The sequence below is a fragment of the Streptococcus infantis genome (assembly GCF_047463615.1).
In the GTDB taxonomy this organism is placed as follows: domain Bacteria; phylum Bacillota; class Bacilli; order Lactobacillales; family Streptococcaceae; genus Streptococcus; species Streptococcus infantis_X.
This window is the reverse complement of the sequence record NZ_JASHDO010000001.1, coordinates 539,348-564,073: the sequence shown is the minus strand read 5'-3', so window position 1 is coordinate 564,073 and position 24,726 is coordinate 539,348. Positions and strand designations below refer to the sequence as shown.

25 protein-coding genes are annotated in these 24,726 nt (G+C 39.0%); 14 read left to right on the top strand and 11 right to left on the bottom strand.

All coding sequences use genetic code 11. From position 1 onward, the window contains the following. The first annotated feature begins 55 nt into the window (after positions 1-55). From QM874_RS02780 to QM874_RS02770, 3 genes are all read left to right on the top strand, one after another. Complete coding sequence (locus tag QM874_RS02780) at positions 56-517, top strand: GNAT family N-acetyltransferase (protein ID WP_414316123.1); 462 nt, start codon at positions 56-58, stop codon at positions 515-517. Positions 518-704: 187 nt separating this feature from the next. Next, entirely contained in the window at positions 705-1,556 is an 852-nt protein-coding gene (locus tag QM874_RS02775; RefSeq protein ID WP_414316122.1) for a DUF6287 domain-containing protein, read from the top strand. Positions 1,557-1,727: 171 nt separating this feature from the next. Beyond that, positions 1,728-2,042: a hypothetical protein gene (locus QM874_RS02770; RefSeq protein ID WP_414316121.1), complete on the top strand. Its 315-nt coding sequence runs from the start codon at positions 1,728-1,730 to the stop codon at positions 2,040-2,042. A 189-nt stretch (positions 2,043-2,231) separates the two neighbouring features. Here the strand turns inward: QM874_RS02770 and QM874_RS02765 are convergent, their stop codons facing one another. The 7 genes from QM874_RS02765 to QM874_RS02735 all read right to left on the bottom strand — a co-directional run bounded on the left by QM874_RS02765 (position 2,232) and on the right by QM874_RS02735 (position 9,587). Further along, positions 2,232-4,058, bottom strand: a complete 1,827-nt coding sequence (locus QM874_RS02765) for an N-acetylmuramoyl-L-alanine amidase (protein ID WP_414316120.1) — start codon at positions 4,056-4,058, stop codon at positions 2,232-2,234. Positions 4,059-4,190: 132 nt separating this feature from the next. Continuing rightward, positions 4,191-4,544 (bottom strand): DUF3397 domain-containing protein, encoded by a 354-nt coding sequence (locus QM874_RS02760; protein WP_075229193.1) that lies wholly within the window; start codon positions 4,542-4,544, stop codon positions 4,191-4,193. Positions 4,545-4,876: 332 nt separating this feature from the next. After that, entirely contained in the window at positions 4,877-5,737 is an 861-nt protein-coding gene (locus QM874_RS02755; protein ID WP_414316119.1) for a YihY/virulence factor BrkB family protein, read from the bottom strand. Positions 5,738-5,776: 39 nt separating this feature from the next. Beyond that, positions 5,777-7,831, bottom strand: a complete 2,055-nt coding sequence (locus QM874_RS02750) for a cation:proton antiporter (RefSeq protein WP_414316118.1) — start codon at positions 7,829-7,831, stop codon at positions 5,777-5,779. A gap of 11 nt (positions 7,832-7,842) precedes the next feature. Next, positions 7,843-8,097 (bottom strand): hypothetical protein, encoded by a 255-nt coding sequence (locus QM874_RS02745; protein WP_414270303.1) that lies wholly within the window; start codon positions 8,095-8,097, stop codon positions 7,843-7,845. Next, the gene (locus QM874_RS02740) at positions 8,090-8,647 is read right to left on the bottom strand and encodes a tRNA (mnm(5)s(2)U34)-methyltransferase (RefSeq protein WP_414270302.1); all 558 of its coding nucleotides are present in this window, start codon (positions 8,645-8,647) and stop codon (positions 8,090-8,092) included. Before QM874_RS02740 ends, QM874_RS02745 begins: the two co-directional genes overlap by 8 nt. Continuing rightward, positions 8,631-9,587 carry a TIGR01212 family radical SAM protein gene (locus tag QM874_RS02735; protein ID WP_414270504.1) on the bottom strand — a complete coding sequence of 319 codons (957 nt, stop codon included), beginning with the start codon at positions 9,585-9,587 and terminating at the stop codon, positions 8,631-8,633. The genes QM874_RS02740 and QM874_RS02735 overlap by 17 nt, the downstream gene beginning before the upstream one ends. A gap of 192 nt (positions 9,588-9,779) precedes the next feature. Here QM874_RS02735 and QM874_RS02730 point away from each other — a divergent pair, with 192 nt between their 5' ends. The 6 genes from QM874_RS02730 to QM874_RS02705 all read left to right on the top strand — a co-directional run bounded on the left by QM874_RS02730 (position 9,780) and on the right by QM874_RS02705 (position 15,885). After that, a complete protein-coding gene (locus tag QM874_RS02730) occupies positions 9,780-11,966 on the top strand; it encodes a PTS transporter subunit IIBC (protein ID WP_414316117.1) in 2,187 nt (728 codons plus the stop codon). A 51-nt stretch (positions 11,967-12,017) separates the two neighbouring features. Then, entirely contained in the window at positions 12,018-12,836 is an 819-nt protein-coding gene (locus QM874_RS02725; RefSeq protein WP_414316116.1) for an endonuclease/exonuclease/phosphatase family protein, read from the top strand. A gap of 148 nt (positions 12,837-12,984) precedes the next feature. Continuing rightward, positions 12,985-13,710, top strand: a complete 726-nt coding sequence (locus QM874_RS02720; protein WP_414316115.1) for a CppA N-terminal domain-containing protein — start codon at positions 12,985-12,987, stop codon at positions 13,708-13,710. Beyond that, positions 13,707-14,639, top strand: a complete 933-nt coding sequence (locus QM874_RS02715) for a serine hydrolase domain-containing protein (protein WP_414316114.1) — start codon at positions 13,707-13,709, stop codon at positions 14,637-14,639. Before QM874_RS02720 ends, QM874_RS02715 begins: the two co-directional genes overlap by 4 nt. Positions 14,640-14,648: 9 nt before the next feature. Continuing rightward, complete coding sequence (locus QM874_RS02710; protein WP_414316113.1) at positions 14,649-15,560, top strand: DMT family transporter; 912 nt, start codon at positions 14,649-14,651, stop codon at positions 15,558-15,560. 172 nt (positions 15,561-15,732) lie between these two features. Continuing rightward, positions 15,733-15,885, top strand: coding sequence for a hypothetical protein (locus tag QM874_RS02705; protein ID WP_414316112.1), 153 nt, complete (start codon positions 15,733-15,735; stop codon positions 15,883-15,885). Positions 15,886-15,983: 98 nt separating this feature from the next. Here the strand turns inward: QM874_RS02705 and QM874_RS02700 are convergent, their stop codons facing one another. Both QM874_RS02700 and rsmG read right to left on the bottom strand, forming a co-directional pair. After that, a complete protein-coding gene (locus tag QM874_RS02700; protein ID WP_414316111.1) occupies positions 15,984-17,267 on the bottom strand; it encodes a uracil-xanthine permease family protein in 1,284 nt (427 codons plus the stop codon). Between the two features lie 517 nt (positions 17,268-17,784). Beyond that, a complete protein-coding gene (gene rsmG, locus QM874_RS02695; protein ID WP_414316110.1) occupies positions 17,785-18,498 on the bottom strand; it encodes a 16S rRNA (guanine(527)-N(7))-methyltransferase RsmG in 714 nt (237 codons plus the stop codon). Between the two features lie 94 nt (positions 18,499-18,592). Between rsmG and QM874_RS02690 the strand changes: the two genes are divergently transcribed. The 3 genes from QM874_RS02690 (at position 18,593) to QM874_RS02680 (ending at position 20,762) form a co-directional block, all read left to right on the top strand. Continuing rightward, positions 18,593-19,153 carry a LemA family protein gene (locus QM874_RS02690; RefSeq protein ID WP_414316109.1) on the top strand — a complete coding sequence of 187 codons (561 nt, stop codon included), beginning with the start codon at positions 18,593-18,595 and terminating at the stop codon, positions 19,151-19,153. Position 19,154: 1 nt separating this feature from the next. Continuing rightward, the gene (gene htpX / locus QM874_RS02685; RefSeq protein WP_414316108.1) at positions 19,155-20,054 is read left to right on the top strand and encodes a zinc metalloprotease HtpX; all 900 of its coding nucleotides are present in this window, start codon (positions 19,155-19,157) and stop codon (positions 20,052-20,054) included. A gap of 111 nt (positions 20,055-20,165) precedes the next feature. Then, positions 20,166-20,762, top strand: coding sequence for a lysostaphin resistance A-like protein (locus tag QM874_RS02680; RefSeq protein ID WP_414316107.1), 597 nt, complete (start codon positions 20,166-20,168; stop codon positions 20,760-20,762). 326 nt (positions 20,763-21,088) lie between these two features. Here the strand turns inward: QM874_RS02680 and QM874_RS02675 are convergent, their stop codons facing one another. Further along, the gene (locus QM874_RS02675; RefSeq protein WP_414316106.1) at positions 21,089-22,648 is read right to left on the bottom strand and encodes an ATP-binding cassette domain-containing protein; all 1,560 of its coding nucleotides are present in this window, start codon (positions 22,646-22,648) and stop codon (positions 21,089-21,091) included. A gap of 241 nt (positions 22,649-22,889) precedes the next feature. Continuing rightward, positions 22,890-23,219 carry a helicase BlpT gene (locus QM874_RS02670; protein WP_414316105.1) on the bottom strand — a complete coding sequence of 110 codons (330 nt, stop codon included), beginning with the start codon at positions 23,217-23,219 and terminating at the stop codon, positions 22,890-22,892. A gap of 167 nt (positions 23,220-23,386) precedes the next feature. On the opposite strand from QM874_RS02670, the gene QM874_RS02665 reads away from it, so the two are divergent. Next, positions 23,387-23,929 carry a YceD family protein gene (locus tag QM874_RS02665; RefSeq protein ID WP_414316104.1) on the top strand — a complete coding sequence of 181 codons (543 nt, stop codon included), beginning with the start codon at positions 23,387-23,389 and terminating at the stop codon, positions 23,927-23,929. Next, a complete protein-coding gene (gene nth / locus QM874_RS02660; protein WP_414316103.1) occupies positions 23,930-24,559 on the top strand; it encodes an endonuclease III in 630 nt (209 codons plus the stop codon). Positions 24,560-24,726 lie beyond the last annotated feature (167 nt).

Here is a 24,726-nt window from a genome sequence, read left to right as displayed (position 1 = left end):
CTAGTACGGATTCCTAAAAGCTAAAGTAAGACTAAAACTAAGAAGGGATTTAGTGATGTTTGTAATTGAAGAAGTGAAAGATGCCAATCAAAAAATGGCAGTTGTCGCTGAGGTTTTAAAGGATTTGCCAGAATGGTTTGGAATACCAGAAAGCACGCAAGCCTACATCGAAGGAGCCAAGGACTTGAAGGTGTGGGCCGCCTTTCAGGAGAGTGATTTGCTTGGCTTTGTAAGCTTATCCTATTCTAGTGAAGATTGTGCAGAGATTGATTGTCTCGGTGTAAAAAAAGCTCATCAAGGCAGGGGAATTGGTAGTCAATTGCTTGCTACTTTAGAGAGTGAAGCTCGCAAAAACGTTGATTATCTGCAGGTCAAAACAGTGGCAGAAGGTTCTAATAAAGATTATGACCGAACAAATGTCTTTTATCGTAGTCTTGGTTTTAAAAAGTTAGAGATTTTTCCACAACTTTGGGGACCTCAAAATCCTTGCCAGATTTTGATTAAAAAAATGGGTTAAGAATCCCTGGACATCCTTTCTTATAGTGCTATACTATAAGGGAAAGCACAGATATAACTCAGTTGAAATTGCAAGACAATTCGTAGGTTCGATTCCTACAACAGGACGAAAGTAAAGTGCAAACAAAAGAGTTCCCAATCTATATGGTTGGCAAGATCGAATAAAATTGAAAAGAGTAGGAAACAGAATGAACAAAAAAGAATGGATCAAACATTTTGAAAAGACACAGGGGCGTAAACCAACTGCAGCAGAGTCGGCAGAAGCATTTTCTACAAGTGGAAATATAAAAATGTATATCGGCCTAGCCTTAACAGCTTTAGTTATTGTCATTGCAGCTAGCATCTTTTTAAATTCATCTAATGCCAAGAAAGAAGCAAATCAAACTTCTTCAGTAACGACTGAAAAGACAGATGGGCAAAAGAAAACAGATGACAAGGAGAAAGAAGCGGAAATTCAAAAACTAAAGGAACAGTTGAAGGCTCTGGATGCTAAAATTTCAGAATCAGAGGAGCTCGTTAGCCGATTAAATAAAGAAACTCAAGTTCCAAAATTAGATTTTGAAGCTATCAGAAATAATGATTTATCTAGTTTAGAAGGTACTTGGCGTACTCCATCTGGTAATGAATATGTCATCAATGATTCTGGAGAACTCCATTCGACTTGGGTATTGGACGGTGGTAAGCATGAATCTATTGTTGAATTAACTGCCACAAAGAATCAAAATGGTCGCAATCCCGAAACAATTGTGATGAGTGCCTGGACACAAGGCTCTCTTGCAGGAGGATTTGTAGTCGTTCTTGTACCGAGTGGTGTTGTCATGGAACCTGGTGATGATGGAAAAATAATTGATAAGTCCAATCAGGGTGAAGATAGACTCTTTGCTGGTCAGCAGTATGAAGCTATGTTAATGCATCCAGAAAATGTGTACTATCGTGTTAAACCAGATAATAGCCAATTAGAATCAGAAGAGAAGAATTTAACGAAATTGAAAGCTGATCGTGATACCCTTAAATCAACTTTAGAATCCAAAGAAAAATAAGAAGCAGAAGCCATAAAAATCTTCTGCTTCTTTTATAAAATTCCCGACCACTTAGTCAAGGAAGGTGACCACATAGGCAAAACCTATTGTTTGTGATTTTTATTTTTGTTATAGTAGTAATTGTCAAGGGGAGATAAAGCTTCCTAACAAAATAGAAAATGAGGTTATATCATGAAAAAAGTAGTAGGTATCGGATTTTTAGTCGTTGCAGCAGCAGTCTTGTATTTTGGTTTAGTTGGATGGCCAAGTTTGGATGTTAACATCTGGGCACTTTTTCCAGTAGGTTTATTCTTATTCTTTACTCTTGAGAATTTGGTTAAAAAAGATTATAAGTCTAGTCTTGTCTGCCTATTTATTGCTTTTATAATTGCAAATTCAATTTTTGATCTACTTCCTATTTCGAATGGCTTGGTTATTGGTTCAGGAGTACTTGCCTGTATTGGCTTAAGTTTTCTAATTCCAGATCAAAAACATGATCTAGGGTAAGAAAAAGAGAGTGGGACAGAAATCGGTAATTCGTTAGAATTCGATTTCGTTGTCCCACCTCCGCACAGTTGAGTAGGGCTGTAAAAGCTGATGAAATCAGCGTAGTAGAGCCCACTCAACCACTGCGTCTTGCTCGACAATCCAAAAACAATTGAGAGGCTAGGACTTTTGTCCCAGCCTCTTTTTGGATTATTGACCAGCGTAATATTTTTGGATACCTTTAACAATACCTGCTACCAATTTATCTTGATAGTCTTCATTACGGATTTGTTGGTTTTCGTCAAAATTATCCATATAACCTAATTCGAGTAAGACTGCTGGTTTATCAGTTTCACGTAGGACTGCAAAGCTTCTCTGTAGAAGCCCAGCATTTTTAGCACCTGTCTCAGCTAGGAGAGAGGAATGGATATTTGCTGCAAGGCGATTGCTTTCGCTGATTCGATCAGGATGGTTATGCCAGTAGGGATTGATCTTAGCACGATAGCCACTGTCTTCTTCGTATGAGTAAGTTTGAATACCAGATTTCCCTGAAGTAGGATTTCCACTTGCGTTGAAGTGAATACTGATGAACATGTCTGAGTCCGTTTTGTTAACCATTTTTGAACGTTCAGTGATAAAGTCAACAAAGACATCGCTATCTCTTGAAGTAAGAACAGTATAACCAAGAGCTTCAAGTTCCTTGCGAAGTTTTTGATAAACTTGCATGTTTAGTTCTTTTTCAGTGATGTTATAGTAGACAGCACCTGGATCTTTTCCACCATGACCAGGATCTAGGAAAATTGTTTTAGTGTATTTCCCTTTTTCAAATCCACGACTTTCTGGAATTTCAGCAGTCCATTTTCCGTTGCTATGGAAAATATGAGTTTCGCCGTTAATTTTACGGGTTCCCGTAACATAGATTCCATTTTCATCGACATAGTAGCGAGCATTATAGTAGCTGTCATCAATCCATTCGCTCTTAGCCATATAACCACCAGACTTGAGGTAGTAGGAGCCAATCCATTCACGGCTAGCATAATTTCCACCAGATTTTAAGTAGAACCAACTCTTGTAATTCTTATCAAAAATCCATTCTTTTTCAGCCATAGCTCCGCTAGCTTTTAGGTAGTAGCTACCTTGCCATTGGTTGTTGGCCATAATACCTTCTTTGTTAAAATAGTACCACGCGCTACCGACTTTTTCCCATTTATCACGTGAAGGACGACCAGATGCTTGGGCAAAGTACCATTTTTCATCTAACTTAACCCACGATCTTTCAGCCATAGCACCACTGCTTGAAAAGAGATAACCATTGAAGAGTCGGTTGCTCAGCATAGTTCCATCTTTTTCGAAGTAGTACCAAGAACCACTAATCTTTTCCCATTTTTCTTGAGAAATCTTCCCAGAGGCATTGGCATAGAACCATTTATCTTCTAATTTGGCCCAACCTTGGCTAACCATAGCACCGCTCTTAGAAAAGAGATAGCCGTCCCAAATGGTGTTACTAAGCATAACACCGTCTTTGTCAAAGTAGTACCATACACCACCGATTTTCTCCCATTTCTGCTGGGAAATCTTACCAGATGAATTTGTATAATACCATTTGTCCTCTAGTTTACTCCAACCACCACTAGCCATGACACCATCTTTATCAAAGACATAGCCATCAAAGGTCGTATTACTCAGACGATTGCCGTTTTGGTCAAAGAAGTACCATTTGCCTTGGATTTGTTTCCAATTGACCACAGGCTTATTATTTTCATAGAAGCGCCATTGGTTTTCTTCTTCTGACCATCCGTCTTTTTTGATTTCTGGGGCAGGTGATTCCTCTTTTGGAGCTGAACTTGGACTAACTTCAGTAGCACTTGTCTCCTCTTTTTTAGGAAGCCTACTATCTTCGACCTTGTCTTTATTTCCTTGGTTAGCAGTGGTTTCTGCAGTGGCAGGCTGGACTTTGTTTTCTTCAGCGTAGCTTGGACTTGTTGTAAATCCTAAAATTGAAAGCGTGATGGCACTAGCCATGAGTGTTTTTTTCACTTGATTATTCTCCTATTTAGTTATAATAATCCCTATTTTTAAAATTTCATTAAAAAAGCACCTCAAAGGTTCATGGTTCCTTGCCAAACTCAAGAGGTGCTGGCTAATTTTGTTTCTTCTATTAAATAAAGTTTATTTCATCAAAAAGATTTGAACAATCATAATGATATAGAGAAGCAAAGTTAGTAGAAAACCTGCCCTCCAAAAGAATTTGATAAACTTTGGATAGTAAAAACTACGTTTCTTTGTAAGAAAGAAAAATACTAAAATGATGGCAAGTAGTGATAATGCCGTTCCCAATACGGGGAGGTAGTTATGAGTAAATACCTTGGCCGTAATCAAATAATATTCAAATATTAAACAAGGGAAAGCCAAATCAGCAAAGTTGATGCCTTTCTTCTTTAGTTTAAAAAGTTTGCTGATGATAACCGCCAAAGCTAAGGTTAATACCAAAAGCAAAATTGAAGCTAATTTTATTAAAATCATGTCATTATTGTATCATAAAGTGGTAATAAATGGAAGGTAAATCCCCTGGTTTAACTATGTTTTATAAAATAATAGTCATCTATAGACAGGATTGATTCCGTTATTTGTGGTGAATTTCTGTAGATCTAAGAAAGGCGGTGGGACAGTAATCAATGGACAAAGTCTCGATTTCCTAGTACCAGCCTCGCGAGGCTTCAGCAAGTCATTTGATTCTTGATGGTTATGGATAGTAAAAATGAAATTTTTCACCAAAAATCCAATCATCAATCGCGTCATAGTTTGATTGCTAATAAAAAGTGAGTCTGGGATCTTTTGTCACACCCTCGTAATCATTATTCTATTCCAAAATTTGGGTCTTTGAGACTTTGCACACTAGCATTAATCACTGCACCGATAATCAATATCTTGGCAATCAGAATGAACCAGAACATCATGACGACTACGATAATAGAACTGAAAAAACGGACGTCTACTAAGTAGTTGACATAATTATTGAAATAGACTGAAAAGATATTTAATAAACTGACGATAGTTAAGACTACAAAAGCACTTCCTGGTAGAATGTAACGAATACGAGTTACTTTAACATTGGGAAGGAAGTAATAGAGCATGATCAAGATTGCAAAAAGGAGAGCATAGATGAGTGGACCCGTAAAGTCCTGAAGATAACTCAATATTGAGCCTTCGATTTGCCAGTGGCTTTTAAGAAAGTCCAATAACATATGGCCAAACATACTTAGGAATAAGGCAAGTGCAAAGAGAATTTGAAGGCCAAAGCTAACCAAGAGGCTCATCAATTGATGAGAGATGATTCCTCTGTTTTTTGCTACGCCATAAGCCTTATTAAAGGCTTTTTGAAGAAAATCCATGGATTTTGAAAAGGTCCAGAGGGCTGATAAGATAGCAAAACTCAGTAAACCAGTTGATGGCTGAGTCAGAACTTCTCTGGCAATCTTCGCGACTACTTCATAGATAGTATCAGGGAGAAATTCCTTGATAGTCAGTAGAAAGTTGGAGATAGGAATTTGAAAGTAGGGTAAGATATTGACCACTATCATGAGTAAAGGGAAGATTGAAATCAACCAATAGTAGGCAACAGCAACGCTAGTTAACTCACTATCGGAGGCTTGATAGTAGTGCAAAAAAGCTTTTAATAAGGGTTTATCAGTCAGCTGTTTCCACAACTTTTTCATTTCACAATCCTCCAGTTTTACTCTTGTTTTCTATAGACTTTAATTTCTTCGGACTAATTCCATCATATCATAAGGTAAGGTATTAGCAGATTCTTTTAAGGAATAAGTTTCTAAATTATTAACATTTTGCCGAAGTTTTTTTGCATATTGAGCTGAGATAAGCTTTTGAGCCTCGTACTCAAAGATAGACTTACGCTCTAGGTAATAGCCTCTGAGCATTTCATCGATGTTGTTGGGCTTGATACGATTGATAACCCGTTCAACAAAGGCTCCACTAGTGATATTTCCAGTTTCACGGAGACGAGATTCCTGCATAAAGCTAATCAGAGAGCTCTTATAAATCCCTTTGAGATTTTCCAAACTTTCGATGATAATTTCAGTATTGGCTAGGTAGAGCTCTGCAATCTGGTCATAGTCAATAGCCTGAAGTCTTTGTTTTTCCTTGTCTTTCCATGAACGGAAGGTTTTCCCAAAGGTAAAGAGCTCATGTAGTAGAAAACGCAGTGTCCGTAAGGAAACGAGGAAGTGGTAGGTTAGGCGGGAAGCAAAGTTACGATTGATGCCTTGCTCCATATTTTTCAAGTAGCGTTGGTAGACACGGTAGCCTCTTTCTCCAATCTTACCTTCTTCGTAAGCCTGCTCTAAACTATCACTCTCAATACTAAGAATCAGCAATTTAAGAGCTTCCCAGTCTTCTTGGATTTCTTTATTTTCTTGACTCAGAATAAGATTTTCAATCCGACCATGGTAGTTGTCAATAGCGGCATAGAGTGGCACCTTATTTTTGGTCTTGTCCAAGTCCTTCTCTAATTCCATGGCGACATCGTTTAAGATAGCGATGTGCATGAGTTGATCCTTAGATGGTTCTTTCTCTTCAGAAAGGTGTGGGAGTACTAGTAATCCCGTCAGGAAACTTACCAGAGTTACACCAGCTACGAGGAAGAGAAGAAGAGGGTATTCTTGTTCCAGATTAGACGGTATCAAGAGGATGGTTGCAATGGAAACTGTACCCTTAACTCCTGAAAAAGTCAGAAGGAGCATGTCTTTGACGTACTTGTCTAAACTTTTATGAAGCTTCTTAATCCGAAAAGCGTAAAATCCATAGATCATGACAAAGCGGATAGCAAAAAGTAGGAAGGTCAAGAGGAAAACACTGAGTAAGAGAAGAACTTTGTTGTAGAAAGCACTCTTAAGAATTGGTTCCGCGATCATTTCCAGTTCCATCCCAAGAATGACAAAGACAGAACCATTGAGCATAAAGGTTACAGTGTGCCAAACAGTTTCAGTCACTGTATCAACCTGGGCTTCAAGCAGATTTATCTTCTTGAAACGACTGGCTTTCAGAATCCCAGCAACAACAACGGCGATGATGCCTGAAACATGAATTTCTTCAGCTATGAAAAAAGTCAAGAGAGGTAAACTAAGTTCCAATAAGAGCTCACTTGCGATATCTGTTGCACGGACACTGAGTAGAAAAGTATGGAGGAAGCGATTGATTAGGGCTGTTATAAAGCCGACTGCAAATCCTCCAACGATGGAAATGGCTAATGAAGTTCCGGCTTGGGTAAGGGAGAATGTTCCTGTTGTCCAAGCGATGAGAGCCATTCGAAAGGCTACTAGTCCAGAAGCATCATTCAGAAGACCTTCCCCTTTTAGGATATTAGAGACCCGCTTTGGGAAGGAAAAGCGTTGAGAAAGGGATGCGAAGGCGACTAGGTCAGTAGGACCTAAGGCGGCACCAACTGCTACGCAGGCTGCCAACGGAAGGCTAGCCCAAAGGACATGGGCGACTCCTCCCATGCTCAGGGCTGAGATAAAGATAACTGGGAAAATCAAGTAGAGGACAATCCGCCAGTGTTTTAGGATAGAAGTAATGTCTGCTTCTTGAGCCTCTCGGAATAGTAGCGGGCCAATGACTAAAGCTAGGAATAACTCAGTATCTAAATGATATTGGTTGTTGGGTAAGCAAAGTCCAATTCCAATCCCTAACAAAATTTGAATCAGAGGCATGGGTAAAAAGGGCAGAAGCTTATTGGTCGTACTAGAAACAATAAGAACTAGTAAAAATACCAAGAGATAAAAAAGTAAATTCATTTTCCACCTCCCTATTTTTGGTTACGACAGACTTCAAAAAGTTCCTTTTGTTCTTGAATTTTTTGATCAATCTTTGAGCAGTCCTTATGTTCGATTTTTTTCTGACAACGCTCCATTTCAAGAGTAATCAGTTTTTTCTTGATTTTCAACATTTTCTTGCTCATGCGAGCTTCGTCTAGAATCCCGACTGCACGTTCATGTTGGGTTGATTCGACAAAGTTGTGGCGGAGAGCTTCGATTTTATCTTTTAGGTACTGTTTATCCATGTCGATACCTTTCTAATTTTTCAATCATGACCAAAAACGGTGGATTGTTGATCTGGTTGAGGGTGCGATAGATAGTGGCAGTGTATTCTTGTTGTGGTAATTGGCTGACAAAATCCATGACTGCATCCTTTTCTATATCTCCACCTTCATGCCCGTAATAAATCATGATGGCTATTCGTCCACCTTTGACAAGCAAATGGCATAACTTTTCTAAAGCTTCAATAGTTGTCTGTGGTTGGGTGATGATTGACTTATCAGCAGATGGTAAATAACCGAGATTAAAAATACCTGCCTTGGCTTCTCTTACAAACTGATCCACGGTTTCATGACCTTGTAGAATTAACTCAACATTGGTCAAACCGGCTTCTTGTAGACGTTGACTTGTTTTTTCAAGAGCTTGTTCTTGTATATCAAAAGCATAGACTTGTTTAGCTAACTTTGCTAGAAAAAGGGTATCATGACCATTTCCCATGGTCGCATCAATTACAATATCCTCTCGGGTGATAACTTGGGCAAGAAAATCATGCGCCATCTCAAGTGGTCTTTTCATTATTAAACTCCTGTTTTTCAGCCTTGCATCCTTGAACACTACCTCGACGTCTCATTTCAGCTTCTATGCTATTTAGAACTTCCCATTTATTGAGACTCCACATAGGACCAATTAGCATATCTCTAGGCGCATCACCCGTAATCCTATGGATGACCATATGTTTGGGAATAATTTCTAGTTGGTCACAGATAACTTTCACATAGTCATCTTGACTCATAAGCTGGAGTCTACCCTCGTGATAATCACGTTGCATCCGAGTATTTGTCATAAGGTGAAGTAGGTGAAGTTTAATCCCTTGAATATCATTATCAGTCACACAACGACGAACATTTTCCACCATCATGTCATGAGTTTCACCTGGCAAGCCATTAATTAAATGGGCAACAATCTCAATCTTTGGATATTTTCTCAAGCGCTTAACCGTTTCCACGTAGAGTTCATAGGAGTGGGCACGGTTAATCAATTCAGAAGTTTCTTCATAGGTTGTTTGTAAACCTAACTCTACAGTAACATGCATTCGCTCGGATAGTTCTGCCAAATATTGGATAGTCTCGTCGGGTAAACAGTCTGGGCGTGTTCCGATATTGATTCCAACCACACCGGGTTCATTAATAGCTTGTTCATAGCGTTCGCGAATGACTTCGAGCTTTTCATGAGTATTAGTAAAGTTTTGAAAATAAACCAGATATTTTTTGACATCTGGCCACTTACGATGCATAAAGTCAATTTCCTTATAGAATTGCTCGCGGATAGGTGCATCAGGAGCAACAATAGCATCTCCAGAACCAGAAACTGTGCAAAAAGTACAGCCCCCATGTGCTACAGTTCCATCTCGATTGGGACAATCAAAGCCAGCATCAATAGGGACTTTAAAAGTTTTTTCTCCGAATAAATTTCGATAATAATCATTCAAGGTATTATAGGATTTCATAGCTAATATTATAACAAAAAATAGCAGTAAACTCAAAAATGGTCAGTAAGAGATAGCATGCCCAGAAAGTGAAACGAAAGAAAAAGTCAAATTTTTTATATAAATCCTTTACAAAAAAATAAAAAGTGGTATAATAGAGTCATAAACAAGTGCAAACGTTTTCGTAAAACGTTTGCGTAAATAAAAAATAAGGAGATTTGGATGATGAAAGATACATTCAAAAATGTCTTGTCTTTCGAATTTTGGCAAAAATTCGGTAAGGCTCTAATGGTGGTTATCGCTGTTATGCCAGCGGCTGGATTGATGATTTCAATCGGTAAGTCACTTGCAATGATTGACCCAAACCTTGCTCCCCTAGTTATTACTGGTGGCGTACTAGAGCAAATTGGTTGGGGAGTTATCGGTAACCTTCATATTTTGTTTGCCCTTGCTATTGGAGGAAGCTGGGCTAAGGAACGTGCTGGTGGTGCTTTTGCGGCAGGTCTTGCATTTATCCTTATTAACCGTATCACTGGTACAATCTTCGGTGTATCAGGGGATATGTTGAAGGATCCTAACGCTATGGTTTCAACAATCTTTGGTGGATCTATCAAGGTTGCTGATTACTTCATTAGCGTACTTGAGGCACCAGCACTTAACATGGGGGTATTTGTAGGGATTATCTCAGGTTTTGTTGGAGCGACTGCATTTAACAAATACTATAATTTCCGTAAACTTCCTGATGCCCTTTCATTCTTTAACGGGAAACGTTTTGTACCATTTGTAGTTATTCTTCGCTCAGCAATCGCTGCAATTCTTCTTTCAGCTTTCTGGCCAGTTGTTCAAACAGGTATCAACAACTTCGGTATCTGGATTGCTAATTCACAAGAAACAGCACCAGTTCTTGCACCATTCTTGTATGGTACTTTGGAACGCTTGCTCTTGCCATTTGGTCTTCACCATATGTTGACTATCCCAATGAACTATACAGCTCTTGGTGGTACTTACGATATTTTAACTGGTGCAGCAAAAGGCACTCAAGTATTTGGACAAGATCCACTTTGGCTTGCATGGGTAACAGACCTTGTAAACCTTAAAGGTACTGATGCTAGTCAATACCAAACATTGCTAGATACAGTTCATCCAGCTCGTTTTAAAGTTGGACAAATGATTGGTTCATTCGGTATTTTGATGGGTGTGGCTGCTGCTATTTACCGTAATGTTGAAGCAGACAAGAAACACCAATACAAAGGTATGATGATTGCGACAGCTCTTGCAACTTTCTTGACTGGTGTTACTGAGCCAATTGAATATATGTTCATGTTCGTTGCAACACCTCTTTACCTTGTCTACGCTGTTGTTCAAGGTGCTGCCTTTGCTATGGCTGATATTGTTCACCTTCGTGTGCACTCATTCGGTTCAATTGAATTCTTGACTCGTACTCCACTAGCTATCAATGCTGGTCTTGGTATGGATATCATTAACTTTATCTGGGTAACAGCACTATTTGCAGTTATCATGTACTTTATCGCCAACTTCATGATTCAAAAATTCAACTATGCAACTCCAGGACGTAACGGAAACTACGAAACTGCTGAAGGATCAAGCGAGGACGCTGCTAAAGGTGAAGGAAAAGTAGCTGCCTCATCTCAAGCAGTTAATATTATTAACCTTCTTGGTGGCCGTGCTAATATCGTTGATGTTGACGCATGTATGACTCGTCTTCGTGTAACTGTTAAAGATGCAGATAAAGTAGGAAATGCAGAGCAATGGAAAGCAGAAGGAGCTATGGGGCTTGTCATGAAAGGACAAGGGGTTCAAGCTATCTATGGGCCAAAAGCCGACGTATTGAAATCTGATATCCAAGATATCCTTGATTCAGGTGAAATTATTCCTGAAACTCTTCCAAGTCAAATGACAGAAGCGCAACAAAATACTGTTCAATTCAAAGGTCTTACTGAGGAAGTTTACTCAGTAGCTGACGGTCAAGTTGTTGCTTTGGAACAAGTAAAAGATCCAGTATTTGCTCAAAAAATGATGGGTGACGGATTTGCTGTAGAACCTGCAAATGGAAACATTGTATCTCCAGTTTCAGCTACTGTATCAAGTATCTTCCCAACTAAACACGCTCTTGGTCTTGTGACTGAAGCAGGCCTTGAAGTACTTGTTCACATTGGTTTGGACACAGTAAGTCTTGAAGGAAAACCATTTACAGTTCATGTTGCTGAAGGACAAAAAGTTGCGGCAGGTGATCTTCTTGTCACAGCTGACTTGGATGCTATCCGTGCAGCAGGACGTGAAACTTCAACAGTAGTTGTCTTCACAAATGGTGATGCGATCAAATCAGTTAAATTAGAAAAAACAGGTTCTCTTGCTGCTAAAACAGCAGTTGCAAAAGTAGAATTGTAATATTTAGGAGGTTGGAAGCTGTTTCCAACCTCTTGTTTATAGGAGAAAAGTATGAAGTTTTTAACACTCAATACTCATAGTTGGATGGAAAAAAATCCTGAAGAAAAATTTCAGCTCTTGTTACAAGATATACTTGAAAATAGCTATGATTTGATTTGTTTTCAAGAAATCAATCAAGAAATTACTTCAACACAAGTAGAAGCGGGTCCGCTATATTATCCGTTACCTTCAGCAGAACCTATTCACCAAGACCATTATGTGCGTCTTTTGGTAGAGAAACTAGCTGAAAAAGGTCTGAAATATTATTGGACTTGGGCCTACAATCATATCGGTTATGACCGTTATCATGAGGGTGTGGCTATTCTATCTAAAACACCGATTGAAGCACGTGAAATTTTGGTTTCAGATGTAGATGATCCAACTGATTATCATACACGTCGTGTGGCCTTGGCTGAAACTGTAGTAGATGGTAAGGAGCTTGCAGTTGCAAGTGTCCATCTCTCATGGTGGGATAAAGGTTTCCAAGAGGAGTGGGCACGCTTTGAAGCGGTTCTGAAAAAATTAAACAAATCTCTTTTATTGGCTGGTGATTTCAATAATCCTGCAGGTCAAGAGGGTTACCAAGCTATTCTTGCCAATTCACTAAACTTACAAGATGCATTTGAGGTTGCTCAAGAAAGAAGTGGTAGCTACACTGTTCCACCTGAAATCGATGGTTGGAAGGGAAATACAGAACCTCTTCGAATCGATTATATCTTTACCACAAAGGATGTGCAGGTAGAAAACTTAGATGTGGTTTTTGATGGCAGCAATAGTCCACAAGTTAGTGATCACTATGGTCTTCAAGCAGTTCTTTCTTGGAAGAATTGATATAACTAGTTTACTAAATACAATAGGATCCCTTCTAATTTAGAAGGGAGTTTCATGTGCTAAAAAGATTAATATAGTCAAAGTTTTTAGTTGAATAACTTGTAAAATGCGATAAAATCCTATAAAATAAAAAGTGTTGGAGGAATTTATGAATGTAAATCAAATTGTGCGTATGATCCCGACGCTAAAGGTAAATAATAGAAGATTAAATGAATTGTTTTATATCCAGACCTTAGGTATGAAACCCTTATTAGAAGAGTCAGCTTTCCTATCACTCGGCAATCAATCGGGTGTTGAGAAATTAGTTTTAGAAGAATCACCAAGTATGAGAACTCGGAAAGTTGAAGGGATAAAAAAATTAGCTAGATTAATCGTAAAAGTAGCAAATCCATCTGAGATTGAGGCGCTATTAGCTAGAATGGAGACTCTTCCTCAGTTATACAGAGGAAAGAATGGTTATGCTTTTGAAGTCCTTTCTCCAGAAGGAGATCTTGTCCTTATCCATGCAGAAAATGACATAAAGGACTTAAGACAGGTTGATGAAGAAATCACTTTTTCAAAAGATGAGAAACTGCAATATTTGACAGCATTTGAAGTCTCCGTGGAAATTAACTTGCCTAAAGAGATAACTAGCCTTCTCGAACAAGGAGAAGTTGAGAATAGTGTAGCTTTCAAGCAAGGTCAGGGGGAAGATTTGTTGGTAGAAAATAATGTTACCTGGGACTTGGCCATGCTAAAATTTCAAGTAGAGAACTTGGAACTTACTGTATTGCGTCAACGTTTTGAAACTGCAGGTTACTTTATTCCTAAGTCTGAGAAGTTTTTCCTAACCAAGGATGCCAACAATATCGAATTGTGGTTTGAAGAAGTATGAAACAAGAAATCATTCAAAAAATAGAGCAACAAATTGAGGCAGGGATTTATCCTGGTGCCTCTTTTGCGTATTATCGGGATGGTGAATGGTCTGATTCCTATTTAGGCGAAGCAAATCCAGAAATTGGTGAGCAGACTCGCGAGGGCTTGGTCTATGATTTGGCTAGTGTCAGTAAAGTCCTTGGGGTAGGGACTGTCCTTAGCTTTTTGTGGAGTGAAGGGAAGTTAGAGTTGGACCAATCGATAAAGGTCTATCTTCCAGAAACGGATTATCCAGACATCACTATTCGACAACTCCTAACGCATGCGACGGATTTGGATCCTTTTATCCTAAATAGGGATCAGCTTTCATCCGACCAGCTAAGAGAAGCCATGTTTCATTTGAATCGACGAGAGAAAAGAGCTTTTCTCTACTCAGATGTGCATTTCCTCTTATTGGGATTTTGGCTGGAGAGCTATTTTAACAAGGATTTAGACAAAATTCTACAAGAGCAGGTTTTTGAACCATGGGAGATGAAAGAAACTCAGTTTGGTCCAGTTAGCAGTGCTGTTCCAACGGTTCGTGGAGAGAAAGCAGGAGTGGTCCATGATCCCAAGGCTCATTTGCTTGGAAAACATGCAGGTAGTGCAGGCTTGTTTTCAACAGTTCATGATTTAAAAATCTTTCTGGAGCATTATTTACAGGATGATTTTGCTGCAGATTTGAGCCAGAATTTCTCAGATTTAGATGATAAGGAGCGTTCGCTTGCTTGGAACCTAGAAGGTGATTGGCTGGACCATACAGGCTATACTGGGACCTTTATCATGTGGAATCGTAAAAAACAGGAGGCTGCTATTTTTCTATCCAATCGAACTTATGAGAAAGACGAGCGTGCCCAGTGGATATTGGATCGTAATCAGGTTATGGACTTGATTAGAGAGATAGACTAGGGAGGAAATATGTCAAAAGCTTTTAAAGGAACTCTTTTTACAGTCATTGCAGGTATTGCCTGGGGCTTGTCTGGCACCAGTGGTCAGTACTTGATGGCTCACGGGATTTCAGCCCTCGTTCTGACCAATATCCGTTTGATAATTGCTGGTTTGCTATTGGTTCTTCTGGCCTATACGAAATCAAAGGATAAATTTCTAGCCTTTTTAAAGGATCGTTCAAGTCTGCTTTCCCTCTTGCTATTTTCTTTATTTGGCCTCTTTATAAATCAGTTAGCTTATCTATCAGCCATTCAAGAGACAAATGCTGGTACAGCGACGGTTCTGCAGTATGTCTGTCCGGTTGGAATTCTTGCTTACACTTGTATCAAGGATAAGGTTGCTCCTACGGTTGCTGAAATCATTTCCATGATTTTGGCTATAGGTGGAACCTTCTTGATTGCCACTCATGGACAGTTTGATCAACTCTCGATTACTCCGGCTGGTCTTTTTTGGGGCTTGTTCTCAGCCCTGACCTATGCGCTTTATATCATCTTACCGATTAAATTGATTCAAAAATGGGGAAGTAGTCTAGTCATCGGTGTCGGAATGACCCTATCTGGTTTTGTAGCAGTACCCTTTACTGGGATTATTGGAGCTAGTATTCCCTTTTCTTTTGATATCTTTCTTGCGTTTGCAGGAATCATACTTATTGGAACTGTATTTGCCTATACAGCCTTTCTTAAGGGAGCAAGTATAATTGGCCCAGTCAAGTCTAGCCTCTTGGCCTCTATTGAACCTATCTCTGCGGTATTTTTCGCCTTCATGATTATGGGAGATATTTTCTATCCGATTGACTTTGTTGGAATGGCTATGATTTTATTAGCTGTGACCATTATTTCACTGAAAGATTTAATGCTAGAAAAGAAACATCACTCAGTTTAATTTGCTAGAACAGTCTTTTCGGAAGGCTGTTTTTTTAATTTTCCAACAAATTGGTTCATATAATTTTTTTATAATCAATCCATATTATTAAAGATAAGGAGGGAATATGAAGTTTCTACAAGTTATTCATCCTGCTAGACCTTGAAAATACTTAAAATGGTTTGTTATTTTAATGGTCACTGTTTTAATGTTTGGAGAGTTTATCATCCGTTCTACTCAACAATTTATGGAGAGTCTATCACCTTCAACTGTTACTAGCGTTGCGGAAACTACAACAAATGTAGCAAGTGATGGGGCGGTCTATTCTAGTAATTTTATTTTTTAATTTATTATGTTAGGGATTACCTTACTTTATCTCTTGATTGCTAGGGGAACTTAAGCAAAAAATCCACTCGGGTGAGTGGATTTTTTTATGAATGTAATTTAGTCTTTATTTTCGTATGGCAAGATCAAGTTCAAAAGAATACCTGTCATAGCTGATAGGGCAGTACCTGAAAGGGTAACTGGACCAAGTTTAAGGATTGCTCCACCAAGTCCAAGTACCAACATTGCACTTGCGATGATAAGGTTACGCATTTGGCCGAAGTCTACGCGTTCTTTAATCAAGACTTTCAAACCGTTACTTGCGATAACCCCGTAAAGAAGGATAGACATACCACCAAGTACAGCGTTTGGAATTGTTGAAATCAAGGCAGTGAATTTTCCAAGGAAGCTGAGGGCAATTGCGATAAAGGCAGCGTTACGGATAACTGAGACAGAAGCGATACGAGTCATACCGATAACCCCTGTATTTTCACCGTAGGTTGTATTAGCAGGACCACCAAGGAAGGCAGAAACTGAAGTTGCGATACCATCACCAAGAAGAGTACGGTGTAGACCAGGTTCTTTCAAGAATTGGCGTCCACAGATTTGACCTAAAACGGTATGGTCTCCGATATGTTCAGAAATCGTTACGATTGCGATTGGTAAGATGGCAATTGTTTCAGGACCGAAGTAAAGGTTGTATTGTTTGAAGGCACCACCTGTATTGAATGGTAGGTAGAAACCAGGGATTTCAAACCAGTTAGCTTCAAGAACAGGAGTGAAGTCAACCAATCCAAGTGCTAGGGCAAAGAGGTAACCACCGATAATGGCAAAAAGGAATGGGATGATTCGTAGGAAGCCTTTTCCTTTTGTATTGATAAAGGCAGCAATCAAGAAAGTAACAACGGCTACAAGAGCGTTTTTCCAGTTTCCGTCAGCTACTAGACCAGCGTTGGTAACAGCTGAACTAGCAAGTCCAAGACCGATAACGATGATCATAGGACCGATAATGATTGGAGGTAAGAGTTTGTCGATCCATTTTGTACCTGCAAATCGAACACTTGCAGCAACAAGGACATAAACAAAACCAGTCAGAATAACCCCTGTCTGAGCAGCAGAAACATCGCCACCCATTTCCTTCATAGCAAGAGACATTGCAGTGATGAAGGCAAAAGAAGAACCGAGATAGACTGGAACTTTAAAGCCAGTAGAGATCATGTAAATGAGTGTTCCAACACCTGATGCAAAAAGGGCAACCGATACAGGCATTCCCAAGATCAAAGGTACCAAGATGGTTGCACCAAACATGGCAAATACGTGCTGGAAACTGAGAAGGATTCCTTTTCCAGCCGAAGGACGTTGGTCAACGTCAAGTAACAAATCAACAGATGATTCTTGTTTCATAAATACCTCACTTTTTGGGCATCAAAAAAGAGCCCATTATTTTACAGCAATAGGCTCTCAGAGTAAGACTTCTTTAAAAAGAGGATTATCTCATTCTTAAAGAATTTCATATATTTCTGCGTCTTCGTCACCTCACGGGATGACATTAAAAACCTTTGCTTAGGATAGTATAGCAGAAAAAAATGATTTTGTAAATCATTTTTTCCCGAGCCTTAAAATAAAAAAGCGAGGTTTGATTTTGTAAATCATTTTTTCCCGAGCCTTAAAATAAAAAAGCGAGGTTTGATTCACTATGGAATATATTTTGTATCAGGATAGAGTTGAATGATAGACGCAGTGGTTGAGTGGCCCATCTTACGCTTTGATTCTAGCTTTGATGGACCTACTCAACTTTGCGGGGGAGGGACGACGAAATCGTCATTGTAAATGGTAATCGATTTCTGTCCCTCTCCCTTTTTCCCGAGCTTGGAAATAAAAAAGTGAGGTTTCTTTTGTAAACAACTTTTTTAAAAATGTTTTAAAGTGGTCGTTTGTTAGGCATACCTGCTTTTCTTGGATATTTGTTAGGAGTTTCCTTTTTCTTCTCAACAATAGTAATGTAGCGAGGGTCTCCGTTAGGAAGTGTGTAACTGAGGTTTTCTTCAACCTTACAAAAGAGAAGATTGAGGGCATTTTTAGCTTCAGTTAATTCCTCAGGTGCATTGCTAGCCTTCAGTGCTATCAATGTTCCACCGACTTTCAGGTAGGGGATAGTCAACTCGGATAAGACCTGCATACGGGCAACAGCACGAGCTGTAACGATATCAAACTGAGCACGGAAGTTCTTATCTTGGGCGAAGTCTTCAGCACGTCCATGATAGAAGTGAACATTTTCTAAACCTAGTTCTTGGGCTAATAGATTCAGAAAGTTGATACGTTTATTGAGAGAATCAATAATGGTTACATCTAGATGAGGGTAGAGAATCTTCATCGGAAGGCTAGGAAAACCTGCTCCAGCACCGATGTCTAAGAGTTTAATGGGCTGGTTTTCAATCAATCCCTGTAAAATAGGAGCGATGGAATCATAGAAGTGTTTGAGATAGACTTCTTCTTTTTCTGTAATAGCAGTCAGGTTGATTTTTTCGTTCCACTCGACTAAGAGTTCAAAATAACGCTCAAATTGAACTTTTTGCTGGTCAGAAAGAATAATATTTTGTTCAGCTAGCAAGTTATAAAATGTTTCTGGTTTCATAGTAGTTTCCTTCTTTAGTATCATCTTATTTTACCACAAAAAGATAGAAATTTGATATACTGGTACTAATCTAAAAATAGAAAGGAGATATCAGATGAATTTGATTATTCTTGGAGTTCTTGCTCTTATTGGTATCTTTGTGATTTTTACCTATAATGGATTGGTTAAAAATCGCATGCAAACTAAGGAGGCATGGAGTCAGATTGATGTTCAGTTGAAACGTCGTAACGATCTCTTGCCAAACTTGATTGAGACTGTAAAGGGATATGCAAAGTATGAAGGTTCAACACTTGAAAGAGTTGCAGAGCTTCGCAATCAAGTAGCCGCTGCAACATCACCGGCAGAAGCTATGAGAGCTAGTGATGCCCTTTCACGCCAAGTATCAGGAATTTTTGCTGTTGCAGAAAATTATCCAGACCTAAAAGCTAGTGGCAACTTTGCACAATTGCAAGAAGAGCTGACCAATACTGAAAATAAAATTTCTTACTCTCGCCAACTCTACAATAGTGTTGTTAGCAACTATAATGTTAAATTGGAGACTTTCCCAAGTAACCTAGTTGCTGGACTCTTTGGTTTTAAAGTCGCTGATTTCCTTCAAACTCCTGAAGAAGAAAAGGCAGTACCTAAAGTCGATTTTAGTGGTTTAGGTGACTAGGATGTTGTATGATCAAATCGCGAGAAATAAGCGAAGAACTTGGATTTTACTACTAGTATTCTTTTTACTTTTGGCTTTGGTTGGATATGCAGTTGGTTACCTCTTTATGCGGTCTGGTCTTGGTGGCTTAGTTATCGCTCTGATTATCGGCTTTATCTATGCCTTGTCCATGATTTTTCAATCAACAGAGATAGTCATGAGCATGAATGGTGCGCGTGAGGTGAATGAGCAGACTGCACCAACCCTCTATCATGTTGTGGAAGATATGGCTATGGTGGCGCAAATCCCCATGCCACGTGTCTTCATTATCGATGATGCTAGCTTGAATGCCTTTGCAACAGGCTCAAATCCTCAAAATGCAGCTGTAGCAGCAACTTCAGGACTCTTAGCGATAATGAATCGTGAAGAGTTAGAGGCGGTTATTGGCCATGAAGTCAGTCACATTCGTAACTATGATATTCGTATTTCTACTATTGCGGTTGCCCTTGCCAGTGCCATTACACTTTTATCAAGTATGGCTGGACGCATGATGTGGTGGGGTGGTGCAGGTCGTGGTCGTAGAAGTGATGACCGTGATAGTGGTGGACTTGAAATTATTATGCTAGTCGTTTCTCTCCTAGCGATTGTTTTAGCTCCCTTAGCAGCAACCTTAGTGCAATTAGCTATCTCGCGCCAGAGAGAATTTTTAGCAGATGCTTCCAGTGTGGAGTTAACTCGTAATCCTCAAGGTATGATCAATGCCCTTCGTAAGCTGGACCATAGTCAGCCTATGAGTCGTCATGTGGATGATGCTAGCAGTGCTCTCTATATCAACGATCCTCAAAAACGAGGTAGTTTGAAAAAACTCTTCTATACCCATCCGCCAATCTCAGAACGGATTGAGCGTTTGAAACATATGTAAAAGAATCCAGAGATTTTCCTCTGGATTTTTGCATCAATCACCTCACTTGTGACTTGTCCTATCACAAAAAAGTAGTATAATATATGTAATTAAATATTAGTGAGGTGAATCATGTATAAGCGCTGGATGACCTTTTTCTTGATTTTGATTGTCACGCCAATACATTTGAGTATAGCTGACAAAGTCATGCGGACAAATTCATTAGCCCTATCAATCATTTTTACACTTGTAGAGCTTGCAATATTTTTTTATGTAGGAAGAAAGTATGACCTGTTTCACATTCGAAAAATCAGCCTAAAAGATATGTTGAAGTGGTTTCTCTCCTACGCCTTGCTTGTCTTATTTTATATGTTGGTCAATTTTTTAGGACCTACCCAATCAGACACTACTCAATCAATTCAAAGTTTATCACTTTCATTGCCTGTGCTCTTTCTAGATCTCTGTATTTTAGCACCAGTCACGGAAGAAATTTTTATGCGAGGACTGTTACAAGGGACAGTATTTAAGAATACATATATTGGCTTGGTTGCCACATCGGTTCTCTTTGCTTATCTACATGGTCCCTATACGATTCCTAGTTTTATCACCTATTTAGGTATGGGTGTGGCATTTGGTATAAGGTATAAGACTTCCGACAATCTTTGGAATTCCATTCTTTTACATTTCCTCAATAATATAGTTGCATTCTGCTTTATGTATTTGATATAATCGACAAATTAGAATGCCTTAGTTTATAAATATAGGTAAAATTTTTTCCCTATACAACTGTAACAATAGCCAGTCATGAGCTGGCTTGTAGAGTATGTAGCAGAATCTTCTATAGCAAGGCTCCTCAAAAACTCTTCTATACGAAACCCTTAAACTTAGAACAAATTGAGCACATTCAACGAGTCTGGGCAAAAAGTCTTTAAAATCAAAAAACGCATCATATCAGGTGTTGAAAAAACTTGATATGATGCGTTTTATTGTGGGAAGATTTACTTGATTTTCTGCTGAAATTTAGTTTTTTCCCAGACTCTTGCTATTTTTTACATTTATAAATCTTGTAAATCAACTATTTCTAAACCATTTTTTGTCAAACGATAGATACTCCTACAGACTTCTTTTAAGAAACGTCGATCATGTGAAACAGTAATCAGACCACAAGGATAAGAGGCAAAGAGTTTTCTGATTTCAGGTTGTGCAGTTGGAGAAAAATTTCGTGTGGGTTCATCCAGAAGGAGAAAGTTTGGTTTCCGCAGAACTAAATTCAAAAGAAGAAGTTTTCCTTGTTGACCTCCAGATAAGGAGTGTATTTGGTGGTGCATTTCTGGATAGCTGAAATTGAGACTGGCTAGGAAGGATTGGATTTTCTGTACTTCCTCTTTATGTCCAGTTTGGCTGAGAAATTTTACTGGAGATAGATCTAATTGCAATGTTTCTTGGTAATCTTGTGGCATAAATCCAAGTGAAATCTCACTTTTGTCACTTAGTAGTTGATGTATCTTTGCTAAAAGAGTGGATTTGCCAACGCCATTGGGACCGATAATACCGATTTTATCTTGACCACGGACAGTTAATTGTAGCCCTTGAGCCAAAACACGCTCACCAATGGATAAAGTTTCATTTTCCAGTCGAACTAAGACTTTTGAAGTGGCTAATGGCTCTATATCTGAAAAGAAAAGTTGGATTTGCTCCTCTTCAAGTGGCTTTTGTGTCAGCGATTGAGCTACTTTTTCGTAGCGTTTTTCTTGAGAAAGAACAGTTTTCATCTTTTTAGCCAATAGTCTCCCGGCAGTACTATCTTTGGTAGCTCGAAGTGCATTTTCTACATTTTGCTTAACTTGGCGATGTTTTTCCATGGTTTTGTCATAGGCTCTCTGGTCGTTGGCAGCTTGCTGGCTTTGTCTGGCAAAACTAGCCTTTCTCTGATCACTATAGCGTTTATAGTCTAAATGCTCTACTAGCGTTTCCGCTTCTTTCCGGTGCTTGACCAGTCGCAAGTGGATAATGGTGTCTGCTGTTTGAGAAAGAAAGTCTTCATCATGAGAAATGAAAATAACGGTTTGCCTCATCTTTTGAATCTGTTTTTTTAGCCAATCAACCGTCTCAAGGTCTAGGTCATTTGAAGGTTCATCTAAAAATAGAATCTCAAAAGGTTTTGCTAACTCATGGATGAGCTGAATTTTCAAAGCTTCACCACCCGAGAGGGTGTCAATCTCTTGGTCACTAGTAAAACGATTGCTGTCAAAGTGCAATTCCTCAGCCAAACGATAGAGAATGCTGTAGTCCAACTCAGCAGGATCTAAAAAGAAGTAGTCCTGTAAAGATTTTTTCTTCAGTTCTTCAGGGAGATGTTGGGGAATGTAGGCCAGGGCCTGAAGGTCAGACTGGATTTCTCCCCTGATAGTAAAATCAGCTAATCTTTCTCCTATTAAAGTTCGAAGTAAGGTTGATTTCCCATTACCTTCTTCTCCAATAATGGCGACCTTTTCTCCGTCTTGGATAGTCATATTTAAATCGGAAATAAGGTCTCGTAAATCTTTGTTTTGTGTGATGGTCAGATGATTGATTTTTATCATATTATTGCCCTTTCTAGAATGTCCACATTGCATAACAAAAAGCTCCACTTTACCTAGTAGAGCCCAAAGTCTATGTCAAAAACTCTTTTAAAAGGGCTGAAAATCCAGCAGAAAAAAGAGCACACAAAAAGAGACAGAAACAAGATCTACTAAATAAAGGTTCTTTATTTGATAGACTTAGTTGTTCATGTCTCCCTTACCTCCGAGTATTGTTGCAATCATCATACTCTTTTTGAGAAACTTTGTCAAGATTAAGCCAGAAAATCCTCTGTTTTTAAAAACCAAAAACAGGTCCATAGAGTGTCAAAACGTGCTTAACTTGATCGTAGTGGAACTTGTCATAGTTTCGCCAAGCAGTGCGAGCTTCTTCATTCAGTTTAAGTGTACCAAGTCCAATCAAGAGACTGGTATGTTGGTAAAATATCTCAAGGTCAATTAAGATAGAGTTATCCAGTTTATCAGCCTTTTTGAGTTGATTGAGAAGCTGGTCAATAATTTGTTGCAAGCGTAGATCATCAGGCAATCCTTGTTTGCAGGTTTGGTAAGCTTTATTTAACTCGGAAATGAGTTGATAAGCTTCTAAGATTAGTTCTTTGTCTTCCATATGAGCGTCCTCCTTTGCTCATGTATTGATGTCTATAGTATAGCACAAAAAGAAAAATTGTCATAATAAATATATCAAAAATTTATAAAATTTAAATCAAGGTCTGGAGCGGTTAAATTAAGTGATTTCATGGTATAATCAAGAAAGTAAATCTTTATGGAGGAAATATGAAGTTAAACATTCAAGAAATTCGTAAGCAGCCTGAAGGCTTACACTTTGAGAAAACCTTAGATTTAGTGTCAGAATTACGTGACCGTAATCAAGAAATTTTAGATGTAAAAGATATCCTTGCTATTGGGAAAGTACAGTACGAAGACCGTATGTTTTTTCTAGACTATCAATTGTCTTATACGATTGTCCTAGCTTCTAGTCGTAGTATGGAACCTGTAGAATTAAAAGAATCCTATCCTGTAACAGAAGTCTTTATGGAGGGTGCGACCAATCAACTAGATCAGGAAGTTTTAGATGATGACTTGGTCTTACCTATCGAAAATGGAGAAATTGACCTAGCTGAAAGTGTTTCGGACAATATCTTGCTCAACATTCCAATCAAAGTCTTAACGGCAGAAGAAGAAGCTGGTCAGGGATTTGTTTCAGGAAAAGACTGGCAAATCATGACAGAGGAAGAGTACCAAGCGCAACAAGCAGTCAAGAAGGAAGAAAACAGTCCTTTTGCAGGCTTACAAGGGCTTTTTGATGGAGACGAATAGATGGTCCTGTCCAAAAAACGAGCACGTAAGGTGCTAGAAGAGATTATTGCTCTCTTTCCAGATGCCAAGCCAAGCCTAGATTTTACCAACCATTTTGAACTTTTGGTTGCGGTGATGTTGTCAGCCCAGACGACAGATGCAGCAGTAAATAAAGCAACTCCGGCTCTTTTTCAAGCCTTCCCTACACCTCAAGCTATGGCAGACGCAAGTGAGAGTGACATTGCTAAACATATTTCTCGCCTAGGTCTTTATCGGAACAAAGCAAAATTCCTCAAAAAATGTGCCCAACAGTTACTAGACGATTTTGATGGTAGAGTACCTCAGACACGTGAGGAATTGGAGAGTCTGGCAGGTGTTGGTCGTAAGACAGCTAATGTTGTGATGAGCGTGGGCTTTGGGATTCCTGCCTTCGCTGTCGATACTCATGTGGAGCGCATCTGTAAGCATCATGATATTGTCAAAAAATCTGCGACACCTCTCGAAGTCGAAAAACGAGTCATGGATATCCTGCCACCTGAAAAGTGGTTGGCAGCCCATCAGGCTATGATTTACTTCGGTCGAGCTATTTGTCATCCGAAAAATCCAGAATGCGATCAGTATCCGCAATTATACGATTTTAGTTCGTTATAAGATGGAATTTTCATGTTTTTTTCTTGCATTGATCCCTAGTTTGTGTTATAGTAGTACCAATCAAATATTCCTTTAATCCTGTCCCGTGAGGCAGGCAAGGAGCTGGATTAAGTAGAAGGGTGGAGTCTATACTGTTTTTGGTAGGGCTAGCTTAACTATATATTCTG

Coding starts and splice junctions, on each gene's coding strand:
- QM874_RS02705 (WP_414316112.1), top strand. CDS start 15,733: ATGGTCACTGTTTTAATGTTTGGAGAGTTTATCATCCGTTCTACTCAA.
- QM874_RS02770 (WP_414316121.1), top strand. CDS start 1,728: ATGAAAAAAGTAGTAGGTATCGGATTTTTAGTCGTTGCAGCAGCAGTC.
- QM874_RS02725 (WP_414316116.1), top strand. CDS start 12,018: ATGAAGTTTTTAACACTCAATACTCATAGTTGGATGGAAAAAAATCCT.
- QM874_RS02700 (WP_414316111.1), bottom strand. CDS start 17,267: ATGAAACAAGAATCATCTGTTGATTTGTTACTTGACGTTGACCAACGT.
- QM874_RS02760 (WP_075229193.1), bottom strand. CDS start 4,544: ATGATTTTAATAAAATTAGCTTCAATTTTGCTTTTGGTATTAACCTTA.
- QM874_RS02710 (WP_414316113.1), top strand. CDS start 14,649: ATGTCAAAAGCTTTTAAAGGAACTCTTTTTACAGTCATTGCAGGTATT.
- QM874_RS02740 (WP_414270302.1), bottom strand. CDS start 8,647: ATGAAAAGACCACTTGAGATGGCGCATGATTTTCTTGCCCAAGTTATC.
- QM874_RS02745 (WP_414270303.1), bottom strand. CDS start 8,097: ATGGATAAACAGTACCTAAAAGATAAAATCGAAGCTCTCCGCCACAAC.
- QM874_RS02780 (WP_414316123.1), top strand. CDS start 56: ATGTTTGTAATTGAAGAAGTGAAAGATGCCAATCAAAAAATGGCAGTT.
- QM874_RS02675 (WP_414316106.1), bottom strand. CDS start 22,648: ATGCAATGTGGACATTCTAGAAAGGGCAATAATATGATAAAAATCAAT.
- QM874_RS02715 (WP_414316114.1), top strand. CDS start 13,707: ATGAAACAAGAAATCATTCAAAAAATAGAGCAACAAATTGAGGCAGGG.
- rsmG (WP_414316110.1), bottom strand. CDS start 18,498: ATGAAACCAGAAACATTTTATAACTTGCTAGCTGAACAAAATATTATT.
- QM874_RS02680 (WP_414316107.1), top strand. CDS start 20,166: ATGTATAAGCGCTGGATGACCTTTTTCTTGATTTTGATTGTCACGCCA.
- QM874_RS02670 (WP_414316105.1), bottom strand. CDS start 23,219: ATGGAAGACAAAGAACTAATCTTAGAAGCTTATCAACTCATTTCCGAG.
- QM874_RS02750 (WP_414316118.1), bottom strand. CDS start 7,831: ATGAATTTACTTTTTTATCTCTTGGTATTTTTACTAGTTCTTATTGTT.
- htpX (WP_414316108.1), top strand. CDS start 19,155: ATGTTGTATGATCAAATCGCGAGAAATAAGCGAAGAACTTGGATTTTA.
- QM874_RS02730 (WP_414316117.1), top strand. CDS start 9,780: ATGATGAAAGATACATTCAAAAATGTCTTGTCTTTCGAATTTTGGCAA.
- QM874_RS02690 (WP_414316109.1), top strand. CDS start 18,593: ATGAATTTGATTATTCTTGGAGTTCTTGCTCTTATTGGTATCTTTGTG.
- QM874_RS02665 (WP_414316104.1), top strand. CDS start 23,387: ATGAAGTTAAACATTCAAGAAATTCGTAAGCAGCCTGAAGGCTTACAC.
- QM874_RS02775 (WP_414316122.1), top strand. CDS start 705: ATGAACAAAAAAGAATGGATCAAACATTTTGAAAAGACACAGGGGCGT.
- QM874_RS02755 (WP_414316119.1), bottom strand. CDS start 5,737: ATGAAAAAGTTGTGGAAACAGCTGACTGATAAACCCTTATTAAAAGCT.
- nth (WP_414316103.1), top strand. CDS start 23,930: ATGGTCCTGTCCAAAAAACGAGCACGTAAGGTGCTAGAAGAGATTATT.
- QM874_RS02720 (WP_414316115.1), top strand. CDS start 12,985: ATGAATGTAAATCAAATTGTGCGTATGATCCCGACGCTAAAGGTAAAT.